The organism is Sphingomonas sp. 2378, from assembly GCF_038084995.1.
Taxonomy (GTDB): domain Bacteria; phylum Pseudomonadota; class Alphaproteobacteria; order Sphingomonadales; family Sphingomonadaceae; genus Sphingomonas.
The window spans coordinates 17,161-42,478 of sequence record NZ_JAXCMJ010000026.1; the positions used below are offsets into that span (position 1 = coordinate 17,161).

The 25,318-nt window shown below is 66.6% G+C and carries 19 protein-coding genes; 12 read left to right on the forward strand and 7 right to left on the reverse strand.

The genetic code is table 11. The features are described 5' to 3' along the window. Positions 1 to 9: 9 nt before the first annotated feature. Positions 10 to 687, forward strand: a complete 678-nt coding sequence (locus tag SM191_RS12995) for a FadR/GntR family transcriptional regulator (protein WP_341506565.1) — start codon at positions 10 to 12, stop codon at positions 685 to 687. A 5-nt stretch (positions 688 to 692) separates the two neighbouring features. Here the strand turns inward: SM191_RS12995 and SM191_RS13000 are convergent, their stop codons facing one another. After that, the gene (locus tag SM191_RS13000; RefSeq protein WP_445949856.1) at positions 693 to 1,241 is read right to left on the reverse strand and encodes a gluconokinase; all 549 of its coding nucleotides are present in this window, start codon (positions 1,239 to 1,241) and stop codon (positions 693 to 695) included. A 164-nt stretch (positions 1,242 to 1,405) separates the two neighbouring features. On the opposite strand from SM191_RS13000, the gene SM191_RS13005 reads away from it, so the two are divergent. The 4 genes from SM191_RS13005 (at position 1,406) to SM191_RS13020 (ending at position 8,720) form a co-directional block, all read left to right on the forward strand. Beyond that, positions 1,406 to 4,447 carry a glycosyl hydrolase family 28-related protein gene (locus SM191_RS13005; protein ID WP_341506566.1) on the forward strand — a complete coding sequence of 1,014 codons (3,042 nt, stop codon included), beginning with the start codon at positions 1,406 to 1,408 and terminating at the stop codon, positions 4,445 to 4,447. Between the two features lie 127 nt (positions 4,448 to 4,574). Next, positions 4,575 to 7,538, forward strand: coding sequence for a TonB-dependent receptor plug domain-containing protein (locus SM191_RS13010; RefSeq protein ID WP_445949857.1), 2,964 nt, complete (start codon positions 4,575 to 4,577; stop codon positions 7,536 to 7,538). A gap of 70 nt (positions 7,539 to 7,608) precedes the next feature. Next, complete coding sequence (locus SM191_RS13015; RefSeq protein WP_341506568.1) at positions 7,609 to 8,076, forward strand: YaiI/YqxD family protein; 468 nt, start codon at positions 7,609 to 7,611, stop codon at positions 8,074 to 8,076. A gap of 56 nt (positions 8,077 to 8,132) precedes the next feature. Then, on the forward strand, positions 8,133 to 8,720 hold the full coding sequence (locus SM191_RS13020) for an FKBP-type peptidyl-prolyl cis-trans isomerase (RefSeq protein WP_341506569.1): 588 nt from the start codon (positions 8,133 to 8,135) through the stop codon (positions 8,718 to 8,720). Between the two features lie 9 nt (positions 8,721 to 8,729). Here SM191_RS13020 and SM191_RS13025 read toward each other — a convergent pair whose 3' ends face one another. Beyond that, positions 8,730 to 9,242, reverse strand: a complete 513-nt coding sequence (locus SM191_RS13025) for a cupin domain-containing protein (protein WP_341506570.1) — start codon at positions 9,240 to 9,242, stop codon at positions 8,730 to 8,732. 324 nt (positions 9,243 to 9,566) lie between these two features. On the opposite strand from SM191_RS13025, the gene SM191_RS13030 reads away from it, so the two are divergent. From SM191_RS13030 to SM191_RS13040, 3 genes are all read left to right on the forward strand, one after another. Then, a complete protein-coding gene (locus tag SM191_RS13030) occupies positions 9,567 to 12,566 on the forward strand; it encodes a TonB-dependent receptor plug domain-containing protein (RefSeq protein ID WP_341506571.1) in 3,000 nt (999 codons plus the stop codon). Between the two features lie 294 nt (positions 12,567 to 12,860). Further along, positions 12,861 to 15,287: an ABC transporter permease gene (locus SM191_RS13035; RefSeq protein WP_341506572.1), complete on the forward strand. Its 2,427-nt coding sequence runs from the start codon at positions 12,861 to 12,863 to the stop codon at positions 15,285 to 15,287. Between the two features lie 58 nt (positions 15,288 to 15,345). Then, complete coding sequence (locus SM191_RS13040; RefSeq protein ID WP_341506573.1) at positions 15,346 to 16,425, forward strand: DUF5694 domain-containing protein; 1,080 nt, start codon at positions 15,346 to 15,348, stop codon at positions 16,423 to 16,425. 18 nt (positions 16,426 to 16,443) lie between these two features. On the opposite strand, the gene SM191_RS13045 is transcribed toward SM191_RS13040, so the two are convergent. Continuing rightward, the gene (locus SM191_RS13045) at positions 16,444 to 17,364 is read right to left on the reverse strand and encodes a DUF4336 domain-containing protein (protein ID WP_341506574.1); all 921 of its coding nucleotides are present in this window, start codon (positions 17,362 to 17,364) and stop codon (positions 16,444 to 16,446) included. A gap of 98 nt (positions 17,365 to 17,462) precedes the next feature. Between SM191_RS13045 and SM191_RS13050 the strand changes: the two genes are divergently transcribed. Further along, positions 17,463 to 17,840 carry a DUF4267 domain-containing protein gene (locus tag SM191_RS13050; protein ID WP_341506575.1) on the forward strand — a complete coding sequence of 126 codons (378 nt, stop codon included), beginning with the start codon at positions 17,463 to 17,465 and terminating at the stop codon, positions 17,838 to 17,840. A 121-nt stretch (positions 17,841 to 17,961) separates the two neighbouring features. After that, on the forward strand, positions 17,962 to 19,773 hold the full coding sequence (locus SM191_RS13055; RefSeq protein ID WP_341506576.1) for a DUF885 domain-containing protein: 1,812 nt from the start codon (positions 17,962 to 17,964) through the stop codon (positions 19,771 to 19,773). A gap of 95 nt (positions 19,774 to 19,868) precedes the next feature. Here SM191_RS13055 and SM191_RS13060 read toward each other — a convergent pair whose 3' ends face one another. After that, positions 19,869 to 20,216 (reverse strand): winged helix-turn-helix transcriptional regulator, encoded by a 348-nt coding sequence (locus SM191_RS13060; protein ID WP_341506577.1) that lies wholly within the window; start codon positions 20,214 to 20,216, stop codon positions 19,869 to 19,871. Positions 20,217 to 20,316: 100 nt separating this feature from the next. On the opposite strand from SM191_RS13060, the gene SM191_RS13065 reads away from it, so the two are divergent. Continuing rightward, entirely contained in the window at positions 20,317 to 21,348 is a 1,032-nt protein-coding gene (locus tag SM191_RS13065) for a zinc-binding alcohol dehydrogenase family protein (RefSeq protein WP_341506578.1), read from the forward strand. Positions 21,349 to 21,388: 40 nt separating this feature from the next. Here SM191_RS13065 and SM191_RS13070 read toward each other — a convergent pair whose 3' ends face one another. After that, positions 21,389 to 21,994 (reverse strand): DJ-1/PfpI family protein, encoded by a 606-nt coding sequence (locus tag SM191_RS13070; protein WP_341506579.1) that lies wholly within the window; start codon positions 21,992 to 21,994, stop codon positions 21,389 to 21,391. Then, positions 21,994 to 22,836, reverse strand: coding sequence for a PhzF family phenazine biosynthesis protein (locus tag SM191_RS13075; protein WP_341506580.1), 843 nt, complete (start codon positions 22,834 to 22,836; stop codon positions 21,994 to 21,996). Before SM191_RS13075 ends, SM191_RS13070 begins: the two co-directional genes overlap by 1 nt. A 106-nt stretch (positions 22,837 to 22,942) precedes the next feature. Here SM191_RS13075 and SM191_RS13080 point away from each other — a divergent pair, with 106 nt between their 5' ends. Beyond that, on the forward strand, positions 22,943 to 24,355 hold the full coding sequence (locus tag SM191_RS13080; protein ID WP_341506581.1) for an aminotransferase-like domain-containing protein: 1,413 nt from the start codon (positions 22,943 to 22,945) through the stop codon (positions 24,353 to 24,355). On the opposite strand, the gene SM191_RS13085 is transcribed toward SM191_RS13080, so the two are convergent. Continuing rightward, positions 24,335 to 25,252, reverse strand: coding sequence for a LysR family transcriptional regulator (locus SM191_RS13085; RefSeq protein WP_341506582.1), 918 nt, complete (start codon positions 25,250 to 25,252; stop codon positions 24,335 to 24,337). The genes SM191_RS13080 and SM191_RS13085 overlap by 21 nt on opposite strands. Positions 25,253 to 25,318 lie beyond the last annotated feature (66 nt).

Consider the following 25,318-nt stretch of genomic DNA (forward strand, 5'->3'; position numbering starts at 1 on the left):
GGGGTGGGCATGAACGAGGGGCGGCTGGCGGACCGGGCCTATACGGCGATCGTCCGCATCATCAACGACGACGGGCTGGGGATCGGCGACCGCCTGCCTTCCGAAGCGAGGCTGGCCGAGACGTTCGGCATGTCACGCACCATCGTGCGCGAGGCGCTGGCCCGGCTCGCCTCTGACGGGATTACCGAAGCGCGGCGTGGCGCGGGCTCCTATGTCAAGCGCCGCCCGTCGGAGCGGCTGGGCACGCATATGCCGATGGACGAACTCGCCAAGACGCTGGGCACCTATGAGGTACGCTTCGTGCTGGAGGCGGAGGCGGCGCGGCTGGCCGCGATCCGGCGGTCGAGCGAACAGTTGGACGAGATCGAGAAGGCACTTGCCGCGCTCCGCGCCGCTCTGCTGTCCGACGCGCCGGCGCATGACGAGGACTGGTTGCTCCACCGCGCGATCGTCGAGGCGACCGGCAACTCGGCCTTCCTGCCGGTCTTCGATCATTTGCACGACGAGGTGATGCACATCCTGCGCGCCGGGGTCGACATCTCGCGCTCGCGCCCGCCCGAGGTGATTGGCGCGATGATGGAGGAGCACGACGCCATCGTCGACGCGATCCGGGCGCGCGACGCGGACGGAGCGGCACTCGCCATGCGGTGGCATTTGTCGCAGGGGCGCAAACGGCTGATGCCGTGAGGGCCTCAGGCGTGCCTCGCCCCGTCGATCCAGGCCAGCGCCTCCGCGACCAGCCGATCGGGGGAATGCCCGGCATCGAGCGACAGCGCGCATTCGCCAGGCAGGGGCCGCTCCAGCGTCGCCAACTGGCTGTCGAGCAGGCTGGGCGGCATATAGTGCCCCGCACGTCCGCGCATCCGCCGCGCGATCTCATCCGTATCGGTATCCAGCAGCACGAAGAACAAGGGCAATCCCGCCGCACTTCGCAGCCGTTCGCGATAGCTTCGCTTGAGCGCGGAACACGCCGCGACCGCCACGCCGCCGCGTTTCGCCTCCGTCCCGATCGCCGCCCCCAGCCGGTCGAGCCAGGGCCAGCGATCCGCATCGGTCAGGGGATGGCCGCTGCGCATCTTGGCGACATTCGCCGCCGAATGATAATCATCGCCCTCCAGCACCGGGCAATGGAGGTCCGCCCCCAACCGCTGCGACAGCGTAGACTTGCCGGTGCCGCTGACCCCCATCACCACGATGCCATAGGGGTCGGTCGCCGCTTCGATTCCCTTGCCCGCCGTCACCCGTCACCCTTGTCCTTTCATCCGGCATTCCTGCCGGGCCTGTCCGATCACCGCTATCCGACGTGGTCGGCCGAAACGCCATTACGACCTTTGTCGCAATCGCGCCCGATCGCGCACGTGCCTATCGCAATTCCCCTGTCCCCGATCCGTTCCTGTCCAAGAGGATGACCGCCATGCCGCGCCGCCTTCGCCTTGCCGTCTCGCTGCTGTTGGTCGGGAGCGCGGCATTGCCCGCGCTGGCGGCGGACCGTGTCTCCGTCTTCACCCGTGCGCCGGACGATCCCCGTGCGGTGACCGTCCAGGCGAAGGGCGATGGGCGAAGCGACGATGGCGCGGCGATCCAGCAGGCGATCGACCGTGTCGCGGGCCAGGGCGGCGGCGGCATCGTCTTCCTGCCGTCGGGCCGTTATCGCCTGAGCCGCACCCTCTATATGCGGCCCGGCGTCCGGCTGTTCGGCGTGGGCAGGACGCGCCCTGTTTTCGTGCTCGCCCCCCGAACGCCGGGTTTCCAGCAGGGAGTCGGGAGCATGGTCTTCTTTACCGGCACCCTGCCACCGCAAGCGGGCAAGGACGCCCCCCGCGTTCCCGTGCCGCCGCCGACCAGCGTCCCCTTCGACCCGACCATTGCCGACGCCAATTCGGGCACCTTCTATTCCGCCATGGCCAATGTCGATTTCGAGATCGGCGCGGGCAATCAAGCCGCTACCGCCGTCCGTTTTCATACCGCGCAGCATAGCTATCTGGCGCATATCGACTTTCGATTGGGCGATGCGCTGGCGGGCATCTATCAGGTCGGCAATCTCGGGCAGGACCTGCATTTCCATGGCGGACGATACGGTATCCTTACCGAGAAGCCCTCGCCCGCCTGGTCCTATACGCTGCTCGATTCCAGCTTCGACGGACAGCGTGACGCCGCCATCCGCGAGCATGAGGCGGGGCTGACGCTGGTCAATACGGTGATCCGCGACACGCCCGTCGGGATCGAGATCGATCGGGGCTATGGCGACTGGCTGTGGGGCAAGCATGTCCGGTTCGAGCGGGTTCGCCGCGCGGGCGTCATCATCAGCAACGAGGACAATGCCTATACCCAGATCGGGTTCGAGGCGGCGACCGCGATCGACACACCCATCTTCGCCCGTTTCCGCGAGAGCGGCCGCGACGTAGCGGGTCCGTCGCGCCGCTATCGGGTAAGCCGCTTCACGCACGGCATGGCGGTGCCTTCGCTAGGCCAGACCGGGCGGTACGAGACGAAGGTCGATGCGACACCCTTGTCGTCCGCACCCAGGCACACCGCGCGCGCCATACCTCCGCTGCCGCCGGTCGAGGACTGGACCAATGTCCGCGCTCTTGGGGTGAAGGGCGATGACGCGACCGACGACACCGCCGCGCTGCAAAAGGCAATCGACAGCCATCCAGTCCTCTACTTCCCCGCCGGTTTCTACCGGATCAGCGACACGCTGCGCCTGCGCCCCGACAGCGTCCTGATCGGCCTGCATCCCAGCCTGACCCAGATCGTCCTGACCGACAACAGTCCCGCCTTTCGCGGGGTCGGCAGCGCCAAGGGAGTGATCGAGAGCGCTCGTGGCGGCGATGCGATCGTCTCCGGCCTGGGGCTGGCGCCGGGCGGACGCAATCCCCGTGCGACGGCGCTGCTCTGGCGCGCGGGCGAACGCTCGCTGGTCGATGACGTGAAGTTCCAGGGCGGCCACGGCACCTTCCGTGCCGATGGCAGCCGCTTCGATCCGTATAACGCCGATCACACCGGCGATCCCGACCCGATGCAGCGCTGGGACGGCCATTATCCCAGCCTGTGGGTGACCGATGGCGGCGGCGGTACGTTCAACGGGCTGTGGACGCCCGACACCTATGCCTCGGCGGGCATGACGGTGTCGGACACCGAAACGCCGGGCCATGTCTATCAACTCTCCGCCGAGCATCACCGTCGTGCCGAGATCGTGCTGGACCGCGTCGCGCATTGGGAGTTCCTGGCACCGCAGACCGAGGAGGAGGCGGGCGAGAGCCGCGATGCCGTCGCCTTCGAGATACGCAATTCGCACGATGTGCTGTTCGCCAACCTCCACGCCTATCGCGTCACCCGCTCGCTCCAGTCTGCACGGGCGGCGGTCGCGCTTTATGGCCAGAACGAGATCCGTTTCCGCAACGTCCATGTGAATGCCGAGAGCGGCTTCGCCACCTGTCAGGCGGATGGCTGCGGCACCTATCTACGCGCCAGCAAATATCCCTATGAGAATGCGATCCGCGACATGACGCGGGGGGCCGAGGTCCGCGAGCGCGAATTCGCGACGCTGGACGTCACCCCCGCGCCCCTGCCCGCCCCCTCCCCGTCGTTGACGACGGTCCGCCGTTTGGCCGATGGCTTCTATTCGATAGGCGGCGGTGCGACGGATACGAGCGGCAAGCTCTATTTCGTCGACCGCTATTTCCACCGCATCCATGGCTGGAGCGAGGCGGAAGGGTTGTCGATCGTATCGGAGGCTCCGCTCGATCCGGTCAACCTGGCGGTCGATGGATCGGGCAAGCTGATGGTGCTGTCCTCGGCGGGTGCGGCAGCGACCGTCTACAGCATCGATCCGAAGGCGCCCGCCACCATCGCACCGCTGTCGCCGACCACCGCGACGCCGTCCGGAGCCCGGATCGCCATGCCCGCCAGCCTGTGGAACAATGGCGAGTTCCGGGATCAATATGACCCCGCCACCGACCGCTTCACGACGCTGGCCGAGATGTTCGCGCGTGACATCGCCGCCGCCAAACCGAAATCCTATGTCGCCCCCGATGGCAGCATTGCCCTGCCCGCATTCCGGGTGTGGCAGCAGGGGCCAGCGGACCATCGCGGCTGGCGCTTTTCCGATACGCTCGACACCTATGGCTTCATCGTCGGAAAGCCCGGCAGTCGGGTCGCGATCGCCAACGGATCGGAGGATCGGACATATACCGGTCTGCTGGGCGTTGGCGGCACCGTCACCGACCTGAAACCCTTCGCCAATCGTGGTGGGGAGAGTGTCGCGACAGGGCCGGACGGCCGCGTCTATGTCGCGAACGGCCAGATCTTCGTCTATGGCACGGACGGGCGCGAGCAGGGGCGGATCGACGTGCCCGACCGCCCTCTTCAATTGCTGTTCGGCGGCGCGGACGGGCGGACCTTATTCATCCTGACCCATCACGCGCTTTACGCCGCGCATCCCTGAGCGATCACCATACCGACCATGGTCGTATATGCTCCGCCCCGGCCGCCGCGATAAGATGGGGGATAAGAAAGGACCGCGCCGTCGAACGGGGGCGGTCCGATCGCGATGAGGGGATGGATCGATGAAAATGGGCAAGCGGCGCCTTGGCGTCACGACGAAATCCGGTAACGCTACCAGCCTCGCGGCGCTTGCGCTGGCGCTGGTCGCGACGCCCGCCTGGGCCGCACCCATGCAACAGGCACCCGCTGCCACTCCCGAGCCGCAGGAAGAGACGACCAGCGCCAAGGACATCATCGTCACCGGCACGCGCATCATCGCGAACGGCTATAACGCCCCGACGCCGACCACGGTGATCGGCGAGGAGCAGATCCAGCAGAACGCCCAGCCCAATATCTTCAACACCGTCGCGCAACTGCCCTCGCTTCAGGGATCGACCGGTGCGACCACAGGCACGTTCAGCACGTCGAGCGGCCAGCAGGGCCTCAGTTCCTTCTCGCTGCGCGGGTTGGGCACGATCCGCACCCTGACTTTGCTCGACGGGCAGCGGGTGGTCGGCGCGAACGTCACCGGCGTTCCCGACATCAGCCAGTTTCCGCAACTGCTGATCAAGCGGGTCGACGTCGTCACCGGCGGCGCCTCGGCCTCCTGGGGATCGGACGCGGTGGGCGGCGTCATCAACTTCATCACCGATACGCGCTTCACCGGCTTCAAGGGCAATTTGCAATCCGGCGTCACCACCTATGGCGACGATGGTCAGGTGCTGGCCCAGGCGGCGTTCGGCAAGTCGCTGGCCGGGGACAGGCTGCACCTGATCCTCAGCGGCGAATATGCCAAGGATCAGGGTGTCGGGCCCGGCAATTTCGGCGAGGATCTGGCCGGAAGCCGCGACTGGTATCGCGCCACCACGCTGGTCGACACCGGCATCCGCAACGGCAGCACGCCGCAATTCCTCTACCGCGACCATGGCCAGGCCTATCAATACACCAAATACGGCCTGATCAGTTCCGGACCGCTTCAGGGCACCGCGTTCGATGCCAATGGCAACCCCTTCCCCTTCCAATATGGCTCGAACGGCGTGCCCGCGAAGAACGCGGCAGGCAATGTCGTCGGATGCTATGTCGGATTCTGCGTCGGCGGCGACCAGTCGGGGCATGTCGGATCGGGTACCTCGCTGCAATCCGCGCTGGAGCGGATCAACGGCTACACCCGGATCGGCTATGACATCGCACCCGATGCCGAACTTTACGTCACCGCCAACATCGCGCAGGTGAGGACCAGCAACCAGCCCAATCCCGGCGCTGCCAAGACCGGGCTTACGATCCAGTGCGCCAACCCCTATCTGCCCGGGTCCATCCAGCAGCAGTGCGCGGCGAACGGCATAACCCAGTTCGGCTATGGCCTCAGCAATGCGATCCTGCCCAACATCAAGGTCAATACCGACCGCCGCCAGTACCGCTTCGTCGGCGGGCTGAAGGGCAAGGCCGAGGTGTTCGGCGGCACCTGGAACTACGATGTCTATTACGAGCACGGGATCAACGTCACCGACATCGATGTCGACAATATCAGCCTGACCGGCCGCTATAACCAGGCGATCAACGCGACCGCGATCAACGGCCAGATCGTCTGCGCCGACGCCGCCGCGCGGGCCAGCGGATGCCAGCCGATCAACATCTTCGGCGGCGCGGTGCCCTCCGCCGCGGCACTTGCCTATATCGTTCCCGCCAACGGGCCGTTCCAGCATACCCGCCAGACCCAGGACGTGGCGGCGGGCACCATCTCGGGCAATCTGATCGACCTGTGGGCCGGGCCGCTGTCGATCGCGACCGGCATCGAATATCGGCGCGAGGCATATCGCGTGAACGCCGACCCTTATGGCGCGGGCGTCTCCGATATCAGCCCCAACTCGGCGCTCTATCCCGCCGACCCGTCGCTCAATTCGACGGTGGGCAGCAACTGGTATGCGGGCAATTACAAGAACGGCTCGGGCAAATATGATGTGTATGAGAGCTTCCTGGAACTAAACCTGCCGATCGTGAATTCGGTGACGCTGGGCCGCGCCAATCTGAACGCGGCGGGGCGTGCGACGCATTATTCGACCTCGGGCGCGGTCTATGCCTGGAAACTCGGCGGCACCTGGGACACGCCGCTCGACGGGTTCCGCCTTCGCGCCGTCACCTCGCGCGACGTTCGCGCGCCCAACCTGTCCGAGTTGTTCGCCGCGCCGACCACGACGACGGTCCCCAACTTCACCGATCCGTTCCGCAATACCCAGGTGCTGATCATCCAGAACACCCTGGGCAATCCCAATCTCCGCCCCGAAATCGCACGCAGCACCGAGGCGGGCGTCGTCCTGTCCCGGCCAAGCTGGCTGCCGGGGCTCAGCCTGTCGTTCGACTATTACACGATCAAGGTGAACGACGTCGTGTCCAGCCTGTCGGCGGCGCAGATCGTCAACCTGTGCTTCCAGGGCAATACCGAGACGTGCGGCGCCTTCAATCTCCAGAACACGGCGGGGCCCAATTTCGTCAACGTCCAGGCGTTCAACCTCGCCTCGATCAAGACCAGCGGCTTCGATATCGAGGGCAGCTATCAGTGGCGCAATCCGCTGGGGCTGAACGGCAACCTGACGCTGCGCGCGCTCGCCACGCACGTCATCAAGTTCGTCACCGATCCCGGCCTGCCCGGCACGATCCCTGTCGACAGCGCGGGCGCCAATTCGGGTGCGACGCCCGACTGGAAATGGCTGGCGATCCAGAGCTACGACACCGAGAAATTCAGCCTGCTGATCCAGGAGCGCTGGTTCAGCGACGGCGTGATCGGCAACCAATATGTCGTCTGCTCAACCAACTGCCCGGTATCGACCGGCAACAACCCGACCATCGACCGCAACTTCATGAAGGGGGCCTTCTATCTCGACATCGGCGGGTCGCTGAACGTCACGCCTGCGGTCAGCATGTTCTTCAAGGTCGACAATCTGCTCGACCACGACCCCGAACCCTCGCCCCAGACCAATACCGGGCTGGACGTCAATCCGGCGCTCTACGACACGCTGGGTCGCTTCTACCGGATCGGCGTGCGCGCAAAATTCTGACGGCGGCCGCCAAAGGGTACCGCAGGGAGGGTGCTTGCCGTCCGACGCTCGGTCATGGCAAGGGCCCGCCGTGCAGAACCGCCCCCATATCCTGGTCGACGCCGACGCCTGCCCGGTGAAGGAGGAAATCTATCGCGTCGCTTATCGGCTATCCGTGCCGGTCACGGTGGTCAGCAACACGCATCTGCGCATTCCGCAGCACCCGCTGATCAGCCGCATCGTGGTCGGCGACGGTTTCGACGCCGCCGATGACTGGATCGCCGAACGGGCGGACGGGGCGGCGGTGGTCGTCACGGCGGACATTTTGCTTGCGGATCGCTGTCTGAAGGCCGGCGCGGCGGTGATCGCGCCGAACGGCAAGCCGTTCACCACCAGTTCGATCGGCAATGCGGTCGCCGTCCGCGCGATCATGAGCGACTTGCGGGCCGGAGGAGATCGCATCGGCGGACCGCCGCCCTTCGGCAAGGAGGACCGCTCCCGTTTCCTGTCGGCGCTCGACGCCGCCTTGATGCAACTCATCCGAAAGACGGCGCGATAGGGTCGAAGGGCGGCACCCCTTGATCTGCTGCCGCAAGGCCGATTACGGCGTCGGGCATGACGCTTTCATCGCAGGCCTTGGGCCATCTCCTCGCCACCCTGTCCTTCCCCTTGCTGGCGGCGGCGCCCGTCCATGCGGCGGCGCAGACGAACAAGGCGGTCCCCGCCGCCCCGAGCCAGTCGGTGGCGGCGAATGGCGGAATCATCCCCCTGCCTCTCAACCCCGTCATTCCGGCGGCCCAGCGGCAATGCGCCGCGCGCACGCCGTCGGGCTTGGGCTATACGGTGCTGCGTGCCGCCGAGGGGCCGAAGCCGTCCGCCGATGCGACCGTGCTGGTCAACTATATCGGCTATCTGGCTGCGACGGGGACGGTCTTCGACCAGTCCATGCAATCGCCCATGCCCGTCGGCGAGGTCATTCCCGGCTTTTCGCAGGGGCTCCAGATGATCGGGCGCGGTGGCATCCTGCGCCTCTGCATCCCCGCGGCGCTGGGCTATGGCGCGCAAGCCTCCGGCCCGATCCCGGCCAATTCCGACCTTGTGTTCCAGGTCGAACTGCTCGACTTCAAGACCGCCGCCGAGATCGACGAAATGCGCCGGGCACAGACGAGCGCACCCGCCAAACCCGCTCCGTCGCAACCCTGAGCGCGCAGATCACGGGTTTGCGGGCAGCTTCATACCCAGCAGCACCAATCGGTCGCCCGTGATCCCGAACCAGTGCGGTACGCCCGCCGGGACGAGCAGCACGTCGCCCGGTCCCAATGTCCGCGTCGTGCCGCCCTTGATCTCCGTCCCCTCAACAAGTCCCTTCTGACGCGTTTCCGGTGCGACCAGCGTTCCACCGGAAACGATCGTCCCCGCCCCCTCCAGCACCATCGCATATTCCGCCTCGGTCGGATGAACGGCGGGACGGCCCGGCTTCTTCCAGATCTCGATGGCCGCGACGCGCGGTCCGTCTCCGACCAGGGGGCGCCACATAAAACCTTGATCGGGCTTCATCTCGGCACGCATCGCCGCGACCTGCCCGCGTATCTCCTGCCCGCTCGCAAAGCCGGTGGGATCGGCGGCGTTCGGCGCGCTTTGCGCCAGCACGGGCGTCAGCGGGAAGGCCGTCGCCAGCAACAGCGAAGCGGCAACCATGGCGGTTCGATCGACGGTCTTTCGCATGGCGGCTTCCTCCCCTGATGATCCAAGCCCGATCTTGCTTTGCCGGTTTGGTCAATATCCCCGGAAAGCCGTGACAAATCCATTCATTTCATGAGGTTGGATACTTGCCTTCACAGGGATGGAGATGCCGGACGGCTCATCGATGGCCGCTAGGTGACGATCCATCGATTCCCCATCGGTCCGGGTGACATACCGGTCATAAATTGTTGTGGAAATGTCACGGCTTACGGCCATTTTTCGATTTCAGTTAATGACGCTGTTGTCACCGCGGCTCCATGGGCGTTTTGGTTAAACAACAAACCAAATGTTACAGGGAGTTAAATCATGCGGATCGCATTCGCCCATGGGGTGGCCGCGATGGCCGTCGCGGTCGCCAGCCTTTCCAGCGCCGCCCAGGCACAGGAAACGGCACCCGCGACGTCGCAGACCGACGCCAATCTGCCGGGCCAGAACCCCAATCCCGGCACGGTCGAGGACAGCAGCAATGCGGGCCAGACCGGCGACGTGGTCGTCACCGGCTCACGCATTCGCCGCCAGGATTTCTCCACCCCCAGCCCCATCGTCACGCTCGACGCCAAGACGTTCGAGGCGCAGGGTACGACGAACGTCACCGACTTCCTGCGCGCCTATCCCGCGCTGGTCGGCTCGGGCGGCTCGGCCAACAACTCGGGTGATCGTGCGGGCATCGGCGAAACCGGCCTGAACACGCTCGACCTGCGCAATCTCGGCCGCCAGCGGACGCTGACCCTGGTCGATGGACGGCGGCACGTGTCCGGCATTCCGGGCGAGCAATCGGTCGATATCAACACCATCCCGACCGACCTGATCGAAGGCGTCGACATCCTGACCGGCGGCGCCTCGGCCATTTATGGTGCGGACGGTGTGTCGGGCGTGGTCAATTTCCGCCTGAGGCAGAATTTCGAAGGGCTGACCGTTCGCGGACAGGCCGGCATCTCGGACCGTGGCGATGCGGGCCAGCGCCTGATCGCGGTGACCGGCGGTCGCAACTTCTCCGATGGGCGCGGCAACGTCGCACTGGCTTATCAATATTCGATCGACGACCGGCTCCAGGCCAAGCAGCGCCCGCAATTCGGCCAGTCGGTCTATCCTGTGTTCACGCGCAACCCCAACGGCACCGTGCCCGCGCGCATTCCGATCACCGACGCCCGCTATTATGGCAGCTCGCCCGACGGCGCGGTGGATGTGGATGGCGACGGCGTGCCCGATTTCACGGGCACCGGCGCGGTCTATGACAACGGCACCGCCTATCCCGGCGGCTATGCGGTGGGCGGCTCCAGCACGCCCGTCTCGCGGTATCTGAACGATCTACAGCCCCGGATCGAGCGGCATATCGCCAACTTCCTGGGTCATTATGACATCAGCGATACCGTCACCCTGTTCGGCGAAGCCAAATATGCGACGACCAAGTCGTTTTCGCTGGCCCAGCCGACCTTCGACTATAATATCCTGGTCGAAGGCGATAATCCCTATCTGCCCGCCAACATCCGGGCGGCGATCGATCCCCAGATCGGCGGCGCACTGGTCAGCCGCGACAATTTCGACCTCGGCGTGAACGGCAACGGCCAGCGCGGCGAGAGCATCAAGCGCGACACCTATCGCACGGTCATCGGCCTGCGCGGCGATCTGGAAGACAAGACGCATTACGAAGTGTCCTATGTCTTCGGGCGCACCGACGTGCGTAGCCAGTACACCAACGACATCTATTCGGACCGCTTCTTCGCCGCGATCGACGCGGTGCGCGATCCGGCGACGGGGCAGATCACCTGCCGCGCCAACCTCGATCCCAACTGGGCTCCGAACCAGCCCTATTCGAGCGGGCGGACCGTCCTGCCGCGCACGACGTTCCAGCCTGGTCAGTGCCGCCCGATCAACATCTTGGGCGAAGGGCTGTCCGATCCCGCCGGAATCGCGTTCATCCTGGCGCCGACCACCGACCGTTCGAGCGTCGAGCAGCATGTCGTCTCCGCGTCGGTCAGCGGCGATTTCGCGAAGTTCTTCGAGCTTCCCGGCGGTCCGCTCGCTTATGCGTTCGGTGCCGAATATCGCAAGGAGATCAGCCGCTTCACGCCCGACCCCCTCGAGCAGCAGGGCCTGACGTTCACCAACGCGCTCAGCCCGACGCGCGGATCGTTCGACGTGAAGGAAGTCTTTGCCGAGCTGAACGCGCCGATCGCCAAGAACATGCGCTTCGCGCATGACCTGGAACTGGGTGCCGCCATCCGCGTGTCGGATTATTCGACGATCGGCCGCACCACGACGTGGAAGGTCGACGGCATGTATGCGCCGATCCGCGACATCACCTTCCGCGGGACCTATTCGGTCGCGATCCGCGCGCCCAATATCGGCGAACTGTTCGGTGGCCGGTCGCAGACCTTCGCCTTCTTCAACGAAGACCCCTGCATCCCGGCGAACACCGGCAACGGCACCCAATATCGTGCCGCCAACTGCCGCACGCTGCTGCAGGGCCTGGGGGCGGACCCGGCGACCTATAACGACAACCGCTCGATCAACGTGTCGGGAACGGCGGGCGGCAACCCGCTGCTGCGTCAGGAGGAGGCCAATACCTGGACCGCCGGCGTCGTCCTGTCGCCGCGTTTCATCCCGGGCCTGACGCTGTCGGCCGACTGGTATGACATCCGTTTGAAGAACGCGATCAACACCGTCTCGCCGATCCAGTTGGCGCAGCTGTGCGTCGACTCCCCGACGCTCGACAACCAGTTCTGCGGGGCCATCACCCGTCAGAACGGTCCCGGCAGCGGCGTTGTGCAGGCGGGCAACGTCATCGGTTTCAGCGTGGGGCCGCAGAACGTCGCGTCGTTCCAGACCGCCGGTCTCGACTTCAATCTGAACTGGCGCCTGCCGACCGCCAATCTGGGTCTGTTCAACCTCCAGGTGAACGGCAACTATCTCGACAAGCTGCTGTTCATCGGCGTGCCGGGGGCGCCCGCGACCAATTATCGTGGGACGATCGCATCGGTCGCGCCGAAATATCAGGTGACGTCGAACCTGTCCTGGACCAAGGGTGTGCTGACCCTGAACTATGGCCTGCAATGGTTCGACAAGACGCTGCGCTATACCCGCGAGACCTCGGGCAGCAACCCGGACTTCGTGGCGGCGGAATATTACTACATCAAGCCGCGCTGGCAGCATAATATCTATGCCAGCGTCGATGCGACCGACCACTTCCAATTCTACGGCGGTGTCAGCAATCTGTTCGATCAGCTGCCCGACTATGGCCAGACCATCCAACCGACGACGGCGGTTGGCCGCTTCATGTTCGTCGGTGCCCGCGTGAAGATGTAAGACTGCCTGTCGCTCGGGCCCCATCACAGACGACGGGGCCCGAGCGACGGTTTTGCGCGAGCGCTCGACCTAGCTTGACGCGGCGTACCGCTGTCCGATTTCGGACAGATTGTTCCACCCGGTCCTGCCCGACCTAGGCGGTCAGCACAAAACCCCTTTCGTCATCGTGGGTTAGGCTTTTCGGCGCTGGACAGCGACGATCGTCGCGATGACACGACAATCCCTCCATGCGGGCACACGCCCTCTCGCCGAAGCTGGCGCCTTCGTTCCGTGCGTGGTTTCAGGAGCAGGTCGATGAACCGCTTCGCCCTCATCTCGCTCTATCGCTCGCTGACGCGCCACAAGCTTTATGCCGCGCTCAACATCGGCGGCCTCGCAGTCGGGATCGCGGTGTTCTTCGTCCTCACCCTCTATGTCCGGTTCGAGACGAGCTTCGAGACATGGCTGCCGCATCATAATGAAGTCTATCTCGTCCAGACCGACTGGAAGCGCGCGGACGGGCCCTTCGCCGGTCGCTATCCCAGTACGATGGGCGGGCTTCTGGACGAACTGCGGCAGGACCTGCCCGGTCTGGTCGGCACCCGCTTCATGGGCGGCACCAATATGGACGGTAAGGACGGGGGCAGCGTGGTCCGGGGCGGGATCGCCACCTTCGACGATATCGGCCAGGCCGACGCCAGCTTCCTCCAGGTGTTCGACCTGCCCTGGGTAGCGGGCGACAAGGCCACCGCGCTCGCCGATCCCGCGAGCGTGATCCTCAGCCGCTCGGCCGCCAGGAAATATTTCGGCGAGGCCGATCCGATCGGCCAGACCCTGACCCTCGCACTCGACAAGACCGCGCCACACCGTGTGACCGGCGTTTTCGAGGATCTGCCCAAGACGACCGATTTCAAATTCTCGATCCTCGCCAGATTGCCGACCAGCGACCTGGGCGACTGGTGGAACCATTGGGGCAGCACCTCGCTCAGGACCTATCTCCGCTTTCCCGATGAAGCGGCCGCCAAGGCGTTTGAAGAGAAGATGCCCGGCTTCGTGGCCCGGCATGGGCGGCGCGACCTGGGCGACGACGTGGCGACGCGGATCGGCCTGCCGTTGCTGCCCCTGACCGAGGCGCATCTCCAGCCCTCCGGACAGGAAAGCGCCAGCCGCAAGCTGACCATCGTCACGCTCGGTCTGGTCGGCGTGCTGACGCTGCTGATCGCGATCGTCAATTACGTCAATCTGGCGAGTGCCCGTGCCGGACTGCGGGCGCGCGAGGTGGCGATGCGCAAGGTCCTGGGCGCCGACCGGGCCACGCTGGTCCGCCAGTTCCTAGGAGAAGCGATACTGGCCGCCGGGGTGGCAGGCATGCTGGGGCTGATGCTCGCGGAGCTTGGCCTGCCGCTGGTCAATGCGGCGGGTGCGCTGTCGTTGAGCATGCCCTATGCGCTGGTCGTACCGGTGCTCGTGCTGCTTGCCATCGGTGTCGGTGTTCCGGCGGGCTTCTACCCGGCGCTGCTCCTGTCGCGCTTTCCGGCGGCGGCGGTCCTTGCCTCGGCGCGCTCACCGGGCGGCGGCCGCGCGGGGACGCGGGTGCGGGAAATGCTCGTCATGGGGCAGTTCGCCCTGGTGATCGCGTTCCTGATCGGTGCGGGGGTGCTTGTCGCGCAGACCCGGCATGTCCGCGCCGCCGATCTGGGTTTCCAGCGCGAAGGCCTGTTGGTCGCGCCGTGGCTGGGCTATGTCGATCCGGTCAAGCACCCCGCCCTGATCGCCTCCTTCCGCCGCGTGCCCGGCGTGTCGATGGTGACGACCTCCGATACCGGTCTTGGCGATGTCGGAAACAACAATGCGGATAATCTGCTTTTGGCGGGGCGGCCCGGACCGGGGCCCGCCGTCCGGCATATCCATGTCGGATCGGACTTCTTCCGCCTGTTCGGCACGAAGCCCGTGGCGGGCCGATTGCTGGACGACGCGCACCGGATGGACGACACGCGTAACGCGCAAAAGAGCGAGGCGAGCAACATCGTCATTTCCCGCAAGACCGTCACCGCGCTCGGCTTCGTGTCGCCACAGGAGGCGATCGGCAAGACGGTGGCGCGGCCCCGCGCGATGACCATCGTCGGCGTGGTCGACGACCTGCGCTTCTTCTCGCCCCGCCTGCCCACCACGCCGGTCTATTACACCTATACTCACGGCATCGTGCCCTATCCGGTCGCGACCATGCGCTTTACCGGCGATCCGCGCACGGTGCGCGACGCCGTCCGTGCCGCCTGGGTCCGGGTGGCACCGGAATCCCCGTTCAGGGCGGATACCGGCGACCAGTTGCTCCAGACCTTCTATGATGAGGATGATCGCGCCACGCGGCTGTTCGGCATCGGGGCGGGCCTGGCCGTGCTGATCGGCTGCGTGGGCCTATGGGGGCTCGCGTCCTTCAACACGCAGCGGCGGGTGAAGGAGATCGGGATCCGCAAGACGCTGGGGGCGTCTTCGGCCGATATCGTCAGGCTGCTCGTCGGCCAGTTCCTCCGCCCCGTGCTGCTGGCGAACCTGATCGCCTGGCCGCTGGCATTCGTCGCGATGCGGACATGGCTGGCCGGGTTCGACGACCGTATCGCGCTGTCGCCCGTCTTCTTCGTCGGCGCGTCCGTGCTGGCGCTCGTCATCGCGGTCCTGACCGTGCTCGGCCAGGCCCTGCGTGCCAGCCGCGCGGCCCCCGCCTGGGCCCTGCGCCACGACTAGAGTGCCCCAGAACGACCGTCCGCCAACCTCCCTCCACGAACGAACGAAAGCGAAACCGATGCACACATCCCTCCTAGGCGCCGCCCTCTGCCTGACCGCCGCCCTGTCGCCCGCATCGGGGCAGGAGTATCGCCCGTCCTTTCATCCGGACATGCTGAAAGGACCGATCGCGGGCCGCCCGAACGAGGTGCTGGTTCTCGGCACGCCGCATCTGTCTCAACTGCCCGGCAATATCGGCCCGGAGATGGTCGAGCCGCTGCTCACCCGCCTCGCCCGCTGGAAACCGACGGCGATCGCCAATGAGAATATGTCGGGGCTGCTGTGCTTCAGCTTGCGCGCTCAAGGCGAGCGCCAGGCATCGTCGGTCGAGAGCTATTGCTACGACCCAACCGCCGCCGGAAACGCCGCCGGGCTGGGCGTGTCTGCCGCCAATGCGGAGGTCGAGCGGCGGCTGGCGAACTGGCCCGCCTCGCCCTCCCCCGCCGAACGCCGTCACCTGGCTCTGCTATTTCTGGCGGCCGGAGAGCCGACATCGGCGCTGGTCCAGTGGCTCCGCCTGCCTGCGACAGAACGCCGCGCGGCCGATGGTCTGACCGCCGACCTTGCTGCCCATCTGGACAAGAGGGTGGCCAGGAAGAGCGAGGACAGCCTGATCGTCGCGGCGCTCGCCGCGCGCCTGGGGCTGGAGCGGGTCTGGGGCGTCGACGACCAGTCCTCCTCGGGCGCTCCGGTGGACGACAAGGCCTATGGCGCGGCCCTGACCGCCGCCTGGGACAATCCCGCGACCAAGGCCCGGATCGCGCAGGGAAATGCGTTGAGTGCGGGACTTGGCCGTCCCGACGGGCTGCTCGACCTGTACCGCGCGTACAACGCGCCCGCCTATGGTGCGGAAGCCTATCGATCGGACTGGGGCGCGGCGCTGAACGAACCCTCGCCCCAGGCCTATGGACGGCAATATGTCGCCTATTGGGAAACCCGTAACCTGCGCATGGTCGCCAATATCCGCGCAGTGCTCGGTTGGAAGCCCGGCACCCGGCTGCTCGCGGTCGTGGGCGCGTCTCACAAGGCCTATTACGAAGCCTATCTGAACCAGATGCACGACGCGAAGCTCGTCGATGCCGCGCTCGTGCTCAAATAGCGAAGGGGTATCCTGTGCCTATCCCGGCACGGGGACAGCACCGCCAGGGGCAATCCAGTCGAAGGCCTGCCACAACCGCGCCGCGCCGTCGCTGTCGAACGGGGTGCCATGGGCGAAGATCACCCGCTCCGGCGCGGTCGCGACCATGCGGCGGATCGCTGCCCGCGCGGCTTCCCCGCCCAAGGTCAGCGCCGCACGGACATGGACGCCCGTCGTCGCGCGGGTCGCCAGCGTCGCGCACATCATCGCGGCGGTGACGGGCGGCAATTTGGCGGGTTCGAGATTCTCGATCAGGTCGGCGAGTATCAGGGTGCGGCTGTCCCGGTGGAGGAACCAGGCTTCCTCGAAGCCCGCACCGCCCCGAACTATCCCCTGGCCGATCGCGTCGGCCCATTCCGCCGGAGCCGTATCCAGCAAATCGCGGTCGATCCGCACCCCAGATCGCCGGACCGCACCGCGATCGCGAAGCGCCGGTACCGCCCAACTGGTCGCGTCGGGACAGGCCCGTTGCCACGCCTCCAGGAACGTCCAATGGGCGACGGTCGGTGCGACCAGATGCCGCACCGGTCCCAGCTCCGCCAGCGCCCGTTCCAGCGCGGGCGTGTGGCGGGTCGGCGAATGGAGCCACAGCCCGCCGTCCTTCAGCCGGACGACCGTCATCCGCACCGGCAACGTCAGGCCCATTGCATTGATCGGGCCGCTGTCGACGATCCAGATATCGGGCGCGACGGGCTTCAACATGTCCACCGGGGGATAGACGACCGCCCCCTTCCCCCGTGCCGATCCGCGCGCCAGCCACAGAGCAACCGTGACCACGCCCGCCGCCGCCGCGCCGATCAGCCACGTCTTGCGCGGCGGCGCCGGACGCTGGGCCTCGACCGTCGGATCGGGCAACCGCGACGGGTCGCCGGGCTTGGTATCCCGAATGGCTGTGCTCATCGCTTTTCTCCTGTTCTCGGTACAGCAGCGAAGGCGCGGAACGGAAGTTCCCGTGACTCTTTGTAGGAAGAGCGCAATCGCTCGATGGAAGGACGCCGATGACGAGGTTCCGTCCGTTCGCGATCACGATCATCGCGGTGTCGCTGGTGTTCCTGCTGTTGGGGCTGTTCTTCCTGGCGATGCCGCGGGCGGGCGCGAGTTTCTACGGTGCGCCGACCCGCGACGTCGCCGCGACGACCTTCGTCCGGGCCATCGGACTGCGGGATGTGGCGCTGGCACTGTATCTGCTCGGGCTGACCTTGTCGGCGCGGTGGCGGGCGCTGACCATCATACTGACGGCAACGCTCGTCATTCCGGCGGGGGATATCGCGCTGTTGATGATGTCCGGCACCGCGCGCCCGGTCCATTATCTGCTGCATGGCGCAAGCCTGCTGTGCTTCGCACTGCTCGCCATGGGAAGCCGTCGTCAGCCCTGAGCGGGTACAACAGGCCACCGAGCATGTTGAGTTCCCTTCACCTTACGCTCGACAAAAGGGAAGAATGCCTGAGCGGTCACGAGCATTTGACGGGAGCGGGACGGCTGGTCATCACTATCGCATGACCCAGCTTTTCTCGCGCCGCGACACCCTGGCCGGCGCCACCGCCCTGACCGCCGCGACCGCCCTGCATGGGGCAGTGCCGCCCACGAATGCCACCGCGCTGCTCGACCGGATCGCGCAGGGCCTACTGCCATTGATCCCGGAGCGGGCGACGTCGCTGGGGGTGGACGAAGGCGCGCAGGCCGATCTCCGGCGGCGATTGGAGGATCGCTCGCCCGCTGGGCTGGCCGCACGCCAGCGTTTCCTGACCCAAAGCCGGAAGGAACTGGCGCGATTGCCCCGTACGGGGCTGGACTCCTCGACCGCGACCAGCATCGCGGTGGTCGAAACCGCCTTCCGGACCGCGCTCGACGGCATGGCGCTGCCTTACGGCGTTGCGACCATCGGCGACTGGCGCAACACGCCCTATGGCGTCATCCAAAATGTCGGCGCGTGGCTCGACGTGCCGCAGATGCTGGACGGCGACCAGCCTGTGCGCAATGCCGCCGATGCCGAGGCCTATCTCGCCCGCCTGGCCGCCATGGCAGCGCAATTGGACGGCGAGACGGTGCGTATCCGCCAAGCGCGCGAACAGGGGCTGGTTCCGCCCGCCTTCCTGCTCGACAAGACGATCACCGGCATGACCCGCACCATCGCCGAGGCGGCGAATGCCGACGGCCCGCTGGTGGGGCCTCTGGCGCGCAAGACACGGGCGATCCCCGGCGACTGGACGGCTCGCGCGACGCGGATCGTGCGCTCGGGCATCCTGCCCGCGCTGGAGCGACAGCTGGCCGAGTTGCGCGCCCAGCGCGCGGTCGCGACCGATGCCGCAGGAATGGGCAGCCGCCCCCATGGTCCCGAATGGTACGACTGGGGCTTGCGTGCGAGCACGACCATCCGCCGCAGTCCGACCGAGCTCCACCAGATGGGTCGCGCGCGCCTGGCCGATCTTCAGGCGCAAATGGACGCGATCCTGCGCAAGGAAGGCCTGACCCAGGGCAGCGTCGCAGAGCGCGCCATTGCCTATCAGCGTCGGCCGGGCATCGGCTTTCCCGACAATGACGAGGGGCGTAAGCAGATCGTCGCCTATATGCAGGCGCGGATCGACGCGATCCGGCCCCGCCTGCCCGATGCGTTCCGCCGCCTGGCGCGCGGGCATCTGGAGATCCGTCGCATGCCGCTCGCCCAGGAAGCGGGGGCTCCGGCGGCCTATGGCGGACCCGGCACGATCGACGCGCGAGAGCCGGGCAAGGTCTGGGTCAATCTGGGGGACCCGACCATCCACAACCGTGTGACCATCCCCGACCTGGTCTATCACGAAGGGATTCCGGGCCATGTCTGGCAAGGCGAATATGCGCAGGCCTTGCCGCTCATCCGCTCGATTCTGGCTTTCAACGCCTATTCGGAGGGCTGGGCGCTCTATGCCGAGCAACTCGCGGATGAACTGGGCATGTATGCCGACGATCCGGCCGGGCGGTTGGGGTATCTGATGGGGCTGGCCTGGCGGGCGGTGCGGCTGATCGTCGATACCGGCATCCACGCCATCGGCTGGTCGCGCGACCAGGCGCTGACCGAGTTCATCGCCGCCACCGGCCTGCCCCGCAGCAATGCGGTGAGCGAGGTGGACCGCTATTGCGCGTGGCCGGGTCAGGCCTGCGGCTATGAGGTCGGCCGCGCCGAAATCGTGGCCCAACGCGCCCGTGCCAAGGCGGCGCTCGGCCCCCGCTACGACCTGCGTGATTTCGACCAGGCCGTGGTGGACGGGGGCAATGTGCCGTTGAACGTCCTGGCCGACAATGTCTCGCGCTATATCGCGGGGACGCGGGGGTAGGATCGGGTCGCCCTTCCCGGTCGAACAAGACGCTCACCGCGTTGGGGGAAGTTCACGCGGTGTCAGCAAAGTCAGTCAGCGCATCGGCCGAATGATTACCGCCGTGCAAAGAGATCCATGTTCGCGTCGCCCCAGTCCTTCAGCGCTGCGATGATCGGCGACAATGATCGGCCACGGTCCGATAGGCTGTATTCGACGCGGGGCGGCACTTGGGCGAAGACCTCGCGCTCGATCAGGCCATCGGCTTCCAACTCGCGCAACTGATTGGTCAGCATGCGCGGCGTCACGTCCCCGGCACGGCGGCGCAACTCATTGAAGCGCGTGCGTCCGTCCTGCAGATGGTAGAGGATCACCGCCTTCCACTTGCCGTCGATCAGGCTCACCGCCGCCTCGACGGCGCAGCCCGGGGTACAATCGAGGCGGCAGTGACGGGCTTTCGCCATCGGGGCGGTATCCTTTTCAACACTATGGGCGTTTTTTGTGCCTACGACATAAGCTGACACCGTCCCTATCTCGCGTGCGTCAGCAGAAGGAGCAAGACCCATGCGCGCCATAGCCTATCGCCAGCCCGGCCCGATTGACCGGGACGAAGCCCTTGTCGAGGTCGAAATGCCACGACCCGTTCCGACCGGGCGCGACATTCTGGTCGCGGTTCGGGCCATCTCGGTGAACCCGGTCGACGCGAAGGTTCGCACTGGCGCCGCGCCATTCGACGGGCGGGACGAGCGCATCCTCGGCTGGGACGCAGCGGGCGTAGTCGAGGCGGTCGGCCCGGAGGCCACCCGCTTCAAGATGGGTGACGAGGTCTTCTATGCGGGCGACCTGATGCGCGACGGCAGCAATGCCGAATATCAGCTGGTCGACGAGCGGATCGTCGGCCATCGCCCCCGCAGCATCGGCTTCGCCGAGGCGGCGGCGTTGCCGCTGACGGCCATCACGGCGTGGGAAACCCTGTTCGACCGATTGAAGGTCGACGACCAGCCGGCCGGCGGCGCCCGTGCCATCCTGATCATCGGCGGCGCGGGCGGCGTCGGTTCCGCGGCGATCCAGATCGCGCGGGCCCGCACCGACCTGACCGTGATCGCCACCGCCTCGCGCGCCGAGACGGAAGGCTGGGTGCGCGACCTCGGCGCGCATCATGTCATCGATCATTCCCGGCCGATGGCACCGCAGATCGCCGCGCTGGAGATCGGCGCGCCCGCCTTCGTCTTCTCGACCACCCATACCGATCGCCATCTGGCCGACATCGCCGAGCTGATCGCGCCGCAGGGGCGCTTCGCGCTGATCGACGATCCCGCCAGCTTCGACATCGTCGCCTTCAAGCGCAAGGCGGTGTCGGTCCATTGGGAACTGATGTTCACGCGGTCGCTCTTCGACACACCGGACGTCGGCGAGCAGGGGCGACTGTTGGACGTGGTGGCCGAACTGGTGGACGAGGGGCGCATTCGCACCACGGCGACCGACACGCTCTCGCCGATCAATGCCGCCAACCTGATCGAGGCGCACCGCCGGATCGAGAGCGCCACCACGCGGGGCAAGATCGTCCTGGAAGGCTGGGAAGGCCAACAGGCGTAAAGCTCAAGACGGCTCTCAACGAACTGAGCGCGCGGGCGGGTCAGGCGAACGCCAACTCGCCCGCGACGACCGCCATGGCATGGTCGACGAAGCGCGCCTTCTCGCCGACCGGCGCGACGTAACGAAGTGCCTCTCGTGCCAGTTCGGGCTCGCCTCCGCGCGCGATCAGCCATGCGGCGAGATAGGGCGCGGCAAGACAACCGCCCGCCGTCGCGACATTGCCATGAGCGGCGAACGGTGTGTCGATGACGGTGACACCGGCCTCCACCACCCATGGCTTGGTGGTGAGGTCGGTGCACGCGGTCAGGTCGCCGATCAGGCCGAGCCTGGCTAACAACAGCGTCCCCGAACATTGCGCCGCGATCAATTGCTGCGTTGGATCGAGGCGAACCCGGGCGAGCATCGCCGGATCGTCGGCGATCTCCCGCGTGCGGACACCGCTGCCGATCAGCACCGCATCCGCCTCCTCGAGAAATTCGAGCGGCCGTTGGCGATGGACGGTGACGCCGTTCAACGACGTCACCGTCTCGGTCGGTGCGGTGATGTGCGCGGCCCAGCCATGCGGGCGCAGCCGGTTGATGATCGCGGCGGCCACGAACGAATCCAGTTCGTTGAAGCCGTCGAAGGTCAGGACCGCGACCTGCATCACCCTTGCGTCCGCCCGGAGAACAAAGTCCGCGTCGCACCGGCGACCCAAACCTGGCCGGTCTCATCCTGCGAGACATGGATACGCCCGCTCCGTCCGAGGCGCGTGCCCTGCGCGGCGAGATAGCTGCCACTGGCCCGACCGCTGGCGAACAACCACTGGCCGACGGATGCGTTGAGGCTGCCGGTCACCGGGTCCTCGATCAGCCCGCCATGCGCGTCGGTGAAGAGCGCGCGCAGTTCAAACGCGACCTCGCTGCCGGGCGCATGCGGTCCGACGATGCCGATGTCGATATGCTCGGGGTGGTGCCGCGCCGGCTCGACCGCCAGCACCGCCTCCGCCGACTCCAGCATGACCGCGATCCAACCGGGGCCGTTGTCGGCCCAGGCGGCATCGACGATTGCCGTACGGTCGATCCGCAGCAGATCAGCAACCTGTGCAATCTCCGCCTCGGTTGGCGTGCCGCCGCGCAGCAGCGGTGGGGCGGCAAAAGCAAGCTGGTCGCCATCGCGCCGGATGGTCACCAGCCCGACGCCGCATTCCTGCACGATCACGCCGTCCTGCTTCGGCTGTCCGCCCGCTTCCGCCCACGCATGGGCGCTGCCCAAGGTCGGGTGCCCGGCGAAGGGCAGTTCGTGCGCCATGGTGAAGATGCGCACGCGATAGTCGGCCGATGGATCGGTCGGCGGCAGCAGGAAGGTCGTCTCCGAAAAATTCAGCCAGCTCGCGATCGCCTGCATCTCGTCCGTCGTCAGGCCATCGGCATCGGCGATGACGGCCAAGGGATTGCCGGTCAGCGGATCGGTGCCGAATACGTCGACGAGGCGGAATGGGCGGGTCACGGTCATCTCCTGTTGATGTTAGCTCGTACTATCGCGCGACGACTGGCAACGACAGATACACATCGGTACGATCATGCCGAACTGTATTGATGAGATTGGCAGTACGATGGCTAGCGCGCCCGACGAAACCCGGACCGGCATGGTGGTCCGCGCGATCCGTGACCGGATCGACGCCCGCACGCTGACGCCGGGCGGACGGCTGCCGTCGATCCGCGCCATGGCCGAGACAAGCGGCGTCGCCCGCTCGACGGTGGTCGAGGCCTATGACCGCCTCGCGGCCGAAGGCGTCATTCGCTCGCGACCGGGATCCGGCTTTTATGTCGCCGCTCCCTTGGCCCCGCTGGCGTTGGATCGGCTGGCCAGCACGAAGGAGCGCGAGGTCGATCCACTCTGGATGCTGCGCCAGTCGCTGGGCGAGCGGCGCCATGAATTGATGCCGGGATGCGGCTGGCTGCCCGACGACTGGCTGGCGGGCGATGCCCTCCGCAAGGCGATGCGCGGGGCGGCGCGATCCGATGAGAACGGCACACTGGCGGGCTATGCGTCCCCCTTGGGTTCGCCCCCACTCCGGGCATTGCTGGCGAGGCGGATGGCGGATCAGGGGATTGAAGCCGGCCCCGACCAGATCCTGCTGACCGACAGCGGCACCCATGCGCTCGATCTCGTGTGCCGGTTTCTGCTTCAGCCCGGTGATACCGTGCTGGTCGACGACCCGTGCTACTTCAACTTCCTCGCGCTTCTGCGGGCACACCGGGCCAATGTGGTCGGTGTGCCGATGACACCCACCGGGCCGGACGTCACCGCCTTCGCCGAGGCCGCCGCAACGCATCGGCCGCGCTTCTATCTGACGAACTCGGGCATCCATAACCCAACCGGCGCGTCGCTCGCCGCCGCCACCGCACACCGGCTGCTCAAGATCGCCGAGGCGCATGACATGGTCGTCGTCGAGGACGATATCTTCGCCGACTTCGAGCACACGCCGTCGCCACGGCTGGCGGCTTTCGACGGGCTCGACCGGACGATCCGCATCGGCAGCTTCTCGAAATCGCTGTCGGCAGCGGTGCGCTGTGGCCATATCGCGGCGCGGCCCGACTGGATCGATGGGCTGGCCGACCTGCGAATCGCGACGTCGATGGCGGGCAGTCCGCTCGCCGCCAACCTACTCCATGCGGTGCTGACCGATGGTAGCTATCGGCGTCACGTCGACGGTGTCCGTACCCGACTGGCCCGGGCCACCGCCAAAGTCGCCAAACGACTGCGCGCGGTCGGTATCGAGCCGTGGATGGAGCCTTCATCTGGCCTGTTCCTATGGGCGCGCTTGCCGGACGGTGTCGACGCCGTCGACCTTGCGCGCCGCGCCCTCGCCGAGAGTATCGTGCTGGCACCGGGCCCGGTGTTCAGTACCAGCGGTGGCTGGCGCGATCATCTGCGCTTCAATGTCGCGATGAGCGACGATGATCGGCTCTCCGCCTTCCTGCGGTCGGCGGTATCAAGCCGGTCACCCGACTGGGCTGCCTAGCCGTTCGACAAGAAAGTCAACGAACACCCGCACGCGTGCCGGGGTGGTGGAGCCGCCGACGAAGACGGCGTGGATCAGCTCGACGTCGCCGGGATTATATTCCTCCAAGAGCGGGACGAGCCGTCCATCCGCAATCTCCGCCGCGACGCTGAAGCGGCCGACGCGGGTGATGCCGACGCCCGCGGCGGCGAGATGGCCTAGCGTCTCGCCATTGTTGGCGACGATGCCGCCGTCGACCGACAGTGTGAAATCCTTTCCGTCACGGCGGAACGGCCAGATCGGCTCGGCGCGGCGAAAGTTGAAGTTGAGGCAGTTATGGGCGTGCAGGTCCTCCGGAACCCTGGGCGTGCCAGCCCGCGCCAGATAATCGGGGGACGCCACGATCACCCGCCGGGCCACGGACAGTTTTCGCGCGGTGAGTCCGCTGTCGGCAAGCGGGCCGAAGCGGATCGCGACATCGGCCTGTCCGCCAGCGATGTCGACCAGCGTGTCGGTCAGCGCGATATCGATCAGGATGTGCGGATAGGCGCGCGCGAAGTCACCGAGCAGCGGGACGACGCACAACCGGCCGTGCGCCAGCGCCGCACTGATCCGCAGCCGTCCGCGCGGTGCGCCCTGGTCGGCGATCTGCTGCTCGGCATCGTCGAGATCGGCGAGGATACGCCGGGCTGCGAGCAGATAGGCCTGCCCCTCGGCGGTCAGCGTCAACGCGCGGGTTGACCGGAGCAGCAGCCGGACGCCCAGCCGCGCCTCGATCCGGTCGATCGCCCGCGCCACCGCCGATGGCGTCAGCCCGAGCGTGCGGCCGGCGGCGGAGAAGCTGCCCTCCTCCACAACGCTGGCGAAAAGGGCAAGGGAGCGGGCCCGATCGTCGTTGCCGATTATCTTTGCGTCCAAGGCATAGATCCTTTGCACCGGCGGGCGGTTCCGCCGTGCTCCTTCACCGGCCATCTATGCGTCTGA

Excerpts from the sequence above, each read along its gene's own strand:
- SM191_RS12995 (WP_341506565.1), top strand. The coding sequence starts at position 10 with ATGAACGAGGGGCGGCTGGCGGACCGGGCCTATACGGCGATCGTCCGC.
- SM191_RS13005 (WP_341506566.1), top strand. The coding sequence starts at position 1,406 with ATGACCGCCATGCCGCGCCGCCTTCGCCTTGCCGTCTCGCTGCTGTTG.
- SM191_RS13010 (WP_445949857.1), top strand. The coding sequence starts at position 4,575 with ATGGGCAAGCGGCGCCTTGGCGTCACGACGAAATCCGGTAACGCTACC.
- SM191_RS13020 (WP_341506569.1), top strand. The coding sequence starts at position 8,133 with ATGACGCTTTCATCGCAGGCCTTGGGCCATCTCCTCGCCACCCTGTCC.
- SM191_RS13025 (WP_341506570.1), bottom strand. The coding sequence starts at position 9,242 with ATGCGAAAGACCGTCGATCGAACCGCCATGGTTGCCGCTTCGCTGTTG.
- SM191_RS13030 (WP_341506571.1), top strand. The coding sequence starts at position 9,567 with ATGCGGATCGCATTCGCCCATGGGGTGGCCGCGATGGCCGTCGCGGTC.
- SM191_RS13035 (WP_341506572.1), top strand. The coding sequence starts at position 12,861 with ATGAACCGCTTCGCCCTCATCTCGCTCTATCGCTCGCTGACGCGCCAC.
- SM191_RS13040 (WP_341506573.1), top strand. The coding sequence starts at position 15,346 with ATGCACACATCCCTCCTAGGCGCCGCCCTCTGCCTGACCGCCGCCCTG.
- SM191_RS13045 (WP_341506574.1), bottom strand. The coding sequence starts at position 17,364 with ATGAGCACAGCCATTCGGGATACCAAGCCCGGCGACCCGTCGCGGTTG.
- SM191_RS13050 (WP_341506575.1), top strand. The coding sequence starts at position 17,463 with ATGACGAGGTTCCGTCCGTTCGCGATCACGATCATCGCGGTGTCGCTG.
- SM191_RS13055 (WP_341506576.1), top strand. The coding sequence starts at position 17,962 with ATGACCCAGCTTTTCTCGCGCCGCGACACCCTGGCCGGCGCCACCGCC.
- SM191_RS13060 (WP_341506577.1), bottom strand. The coding sequence starts at position 20,216 with ATGGCGAAAGCCCGTCACTGCCGCCTCGATTGTACCCCGGGCTGCGCC.
- SM191_RS13065 (WP_341506578.1), top strand. The coding sequence starts at position 20,317 with ATGCGCGCCATAGCCTATCGCCAGCCCGGCCCGATTGACCGGGACGAA.
- SM191_RS13070 (WP_341506579.1), bottom strand. The coding sequence starts at position 21,994 with ATGCAGGTCGCGGTCCTGACCTTCGACGGCTTCAACGAACTGGATTCG.
- SM191_RS13080 (WP_341506581.1), top strand. The coding sequence starts at position 22,943 with ATGGCTAGCGCGCCCGACGAAACCCGGACCGGCATGGTGGTCCGCGCG.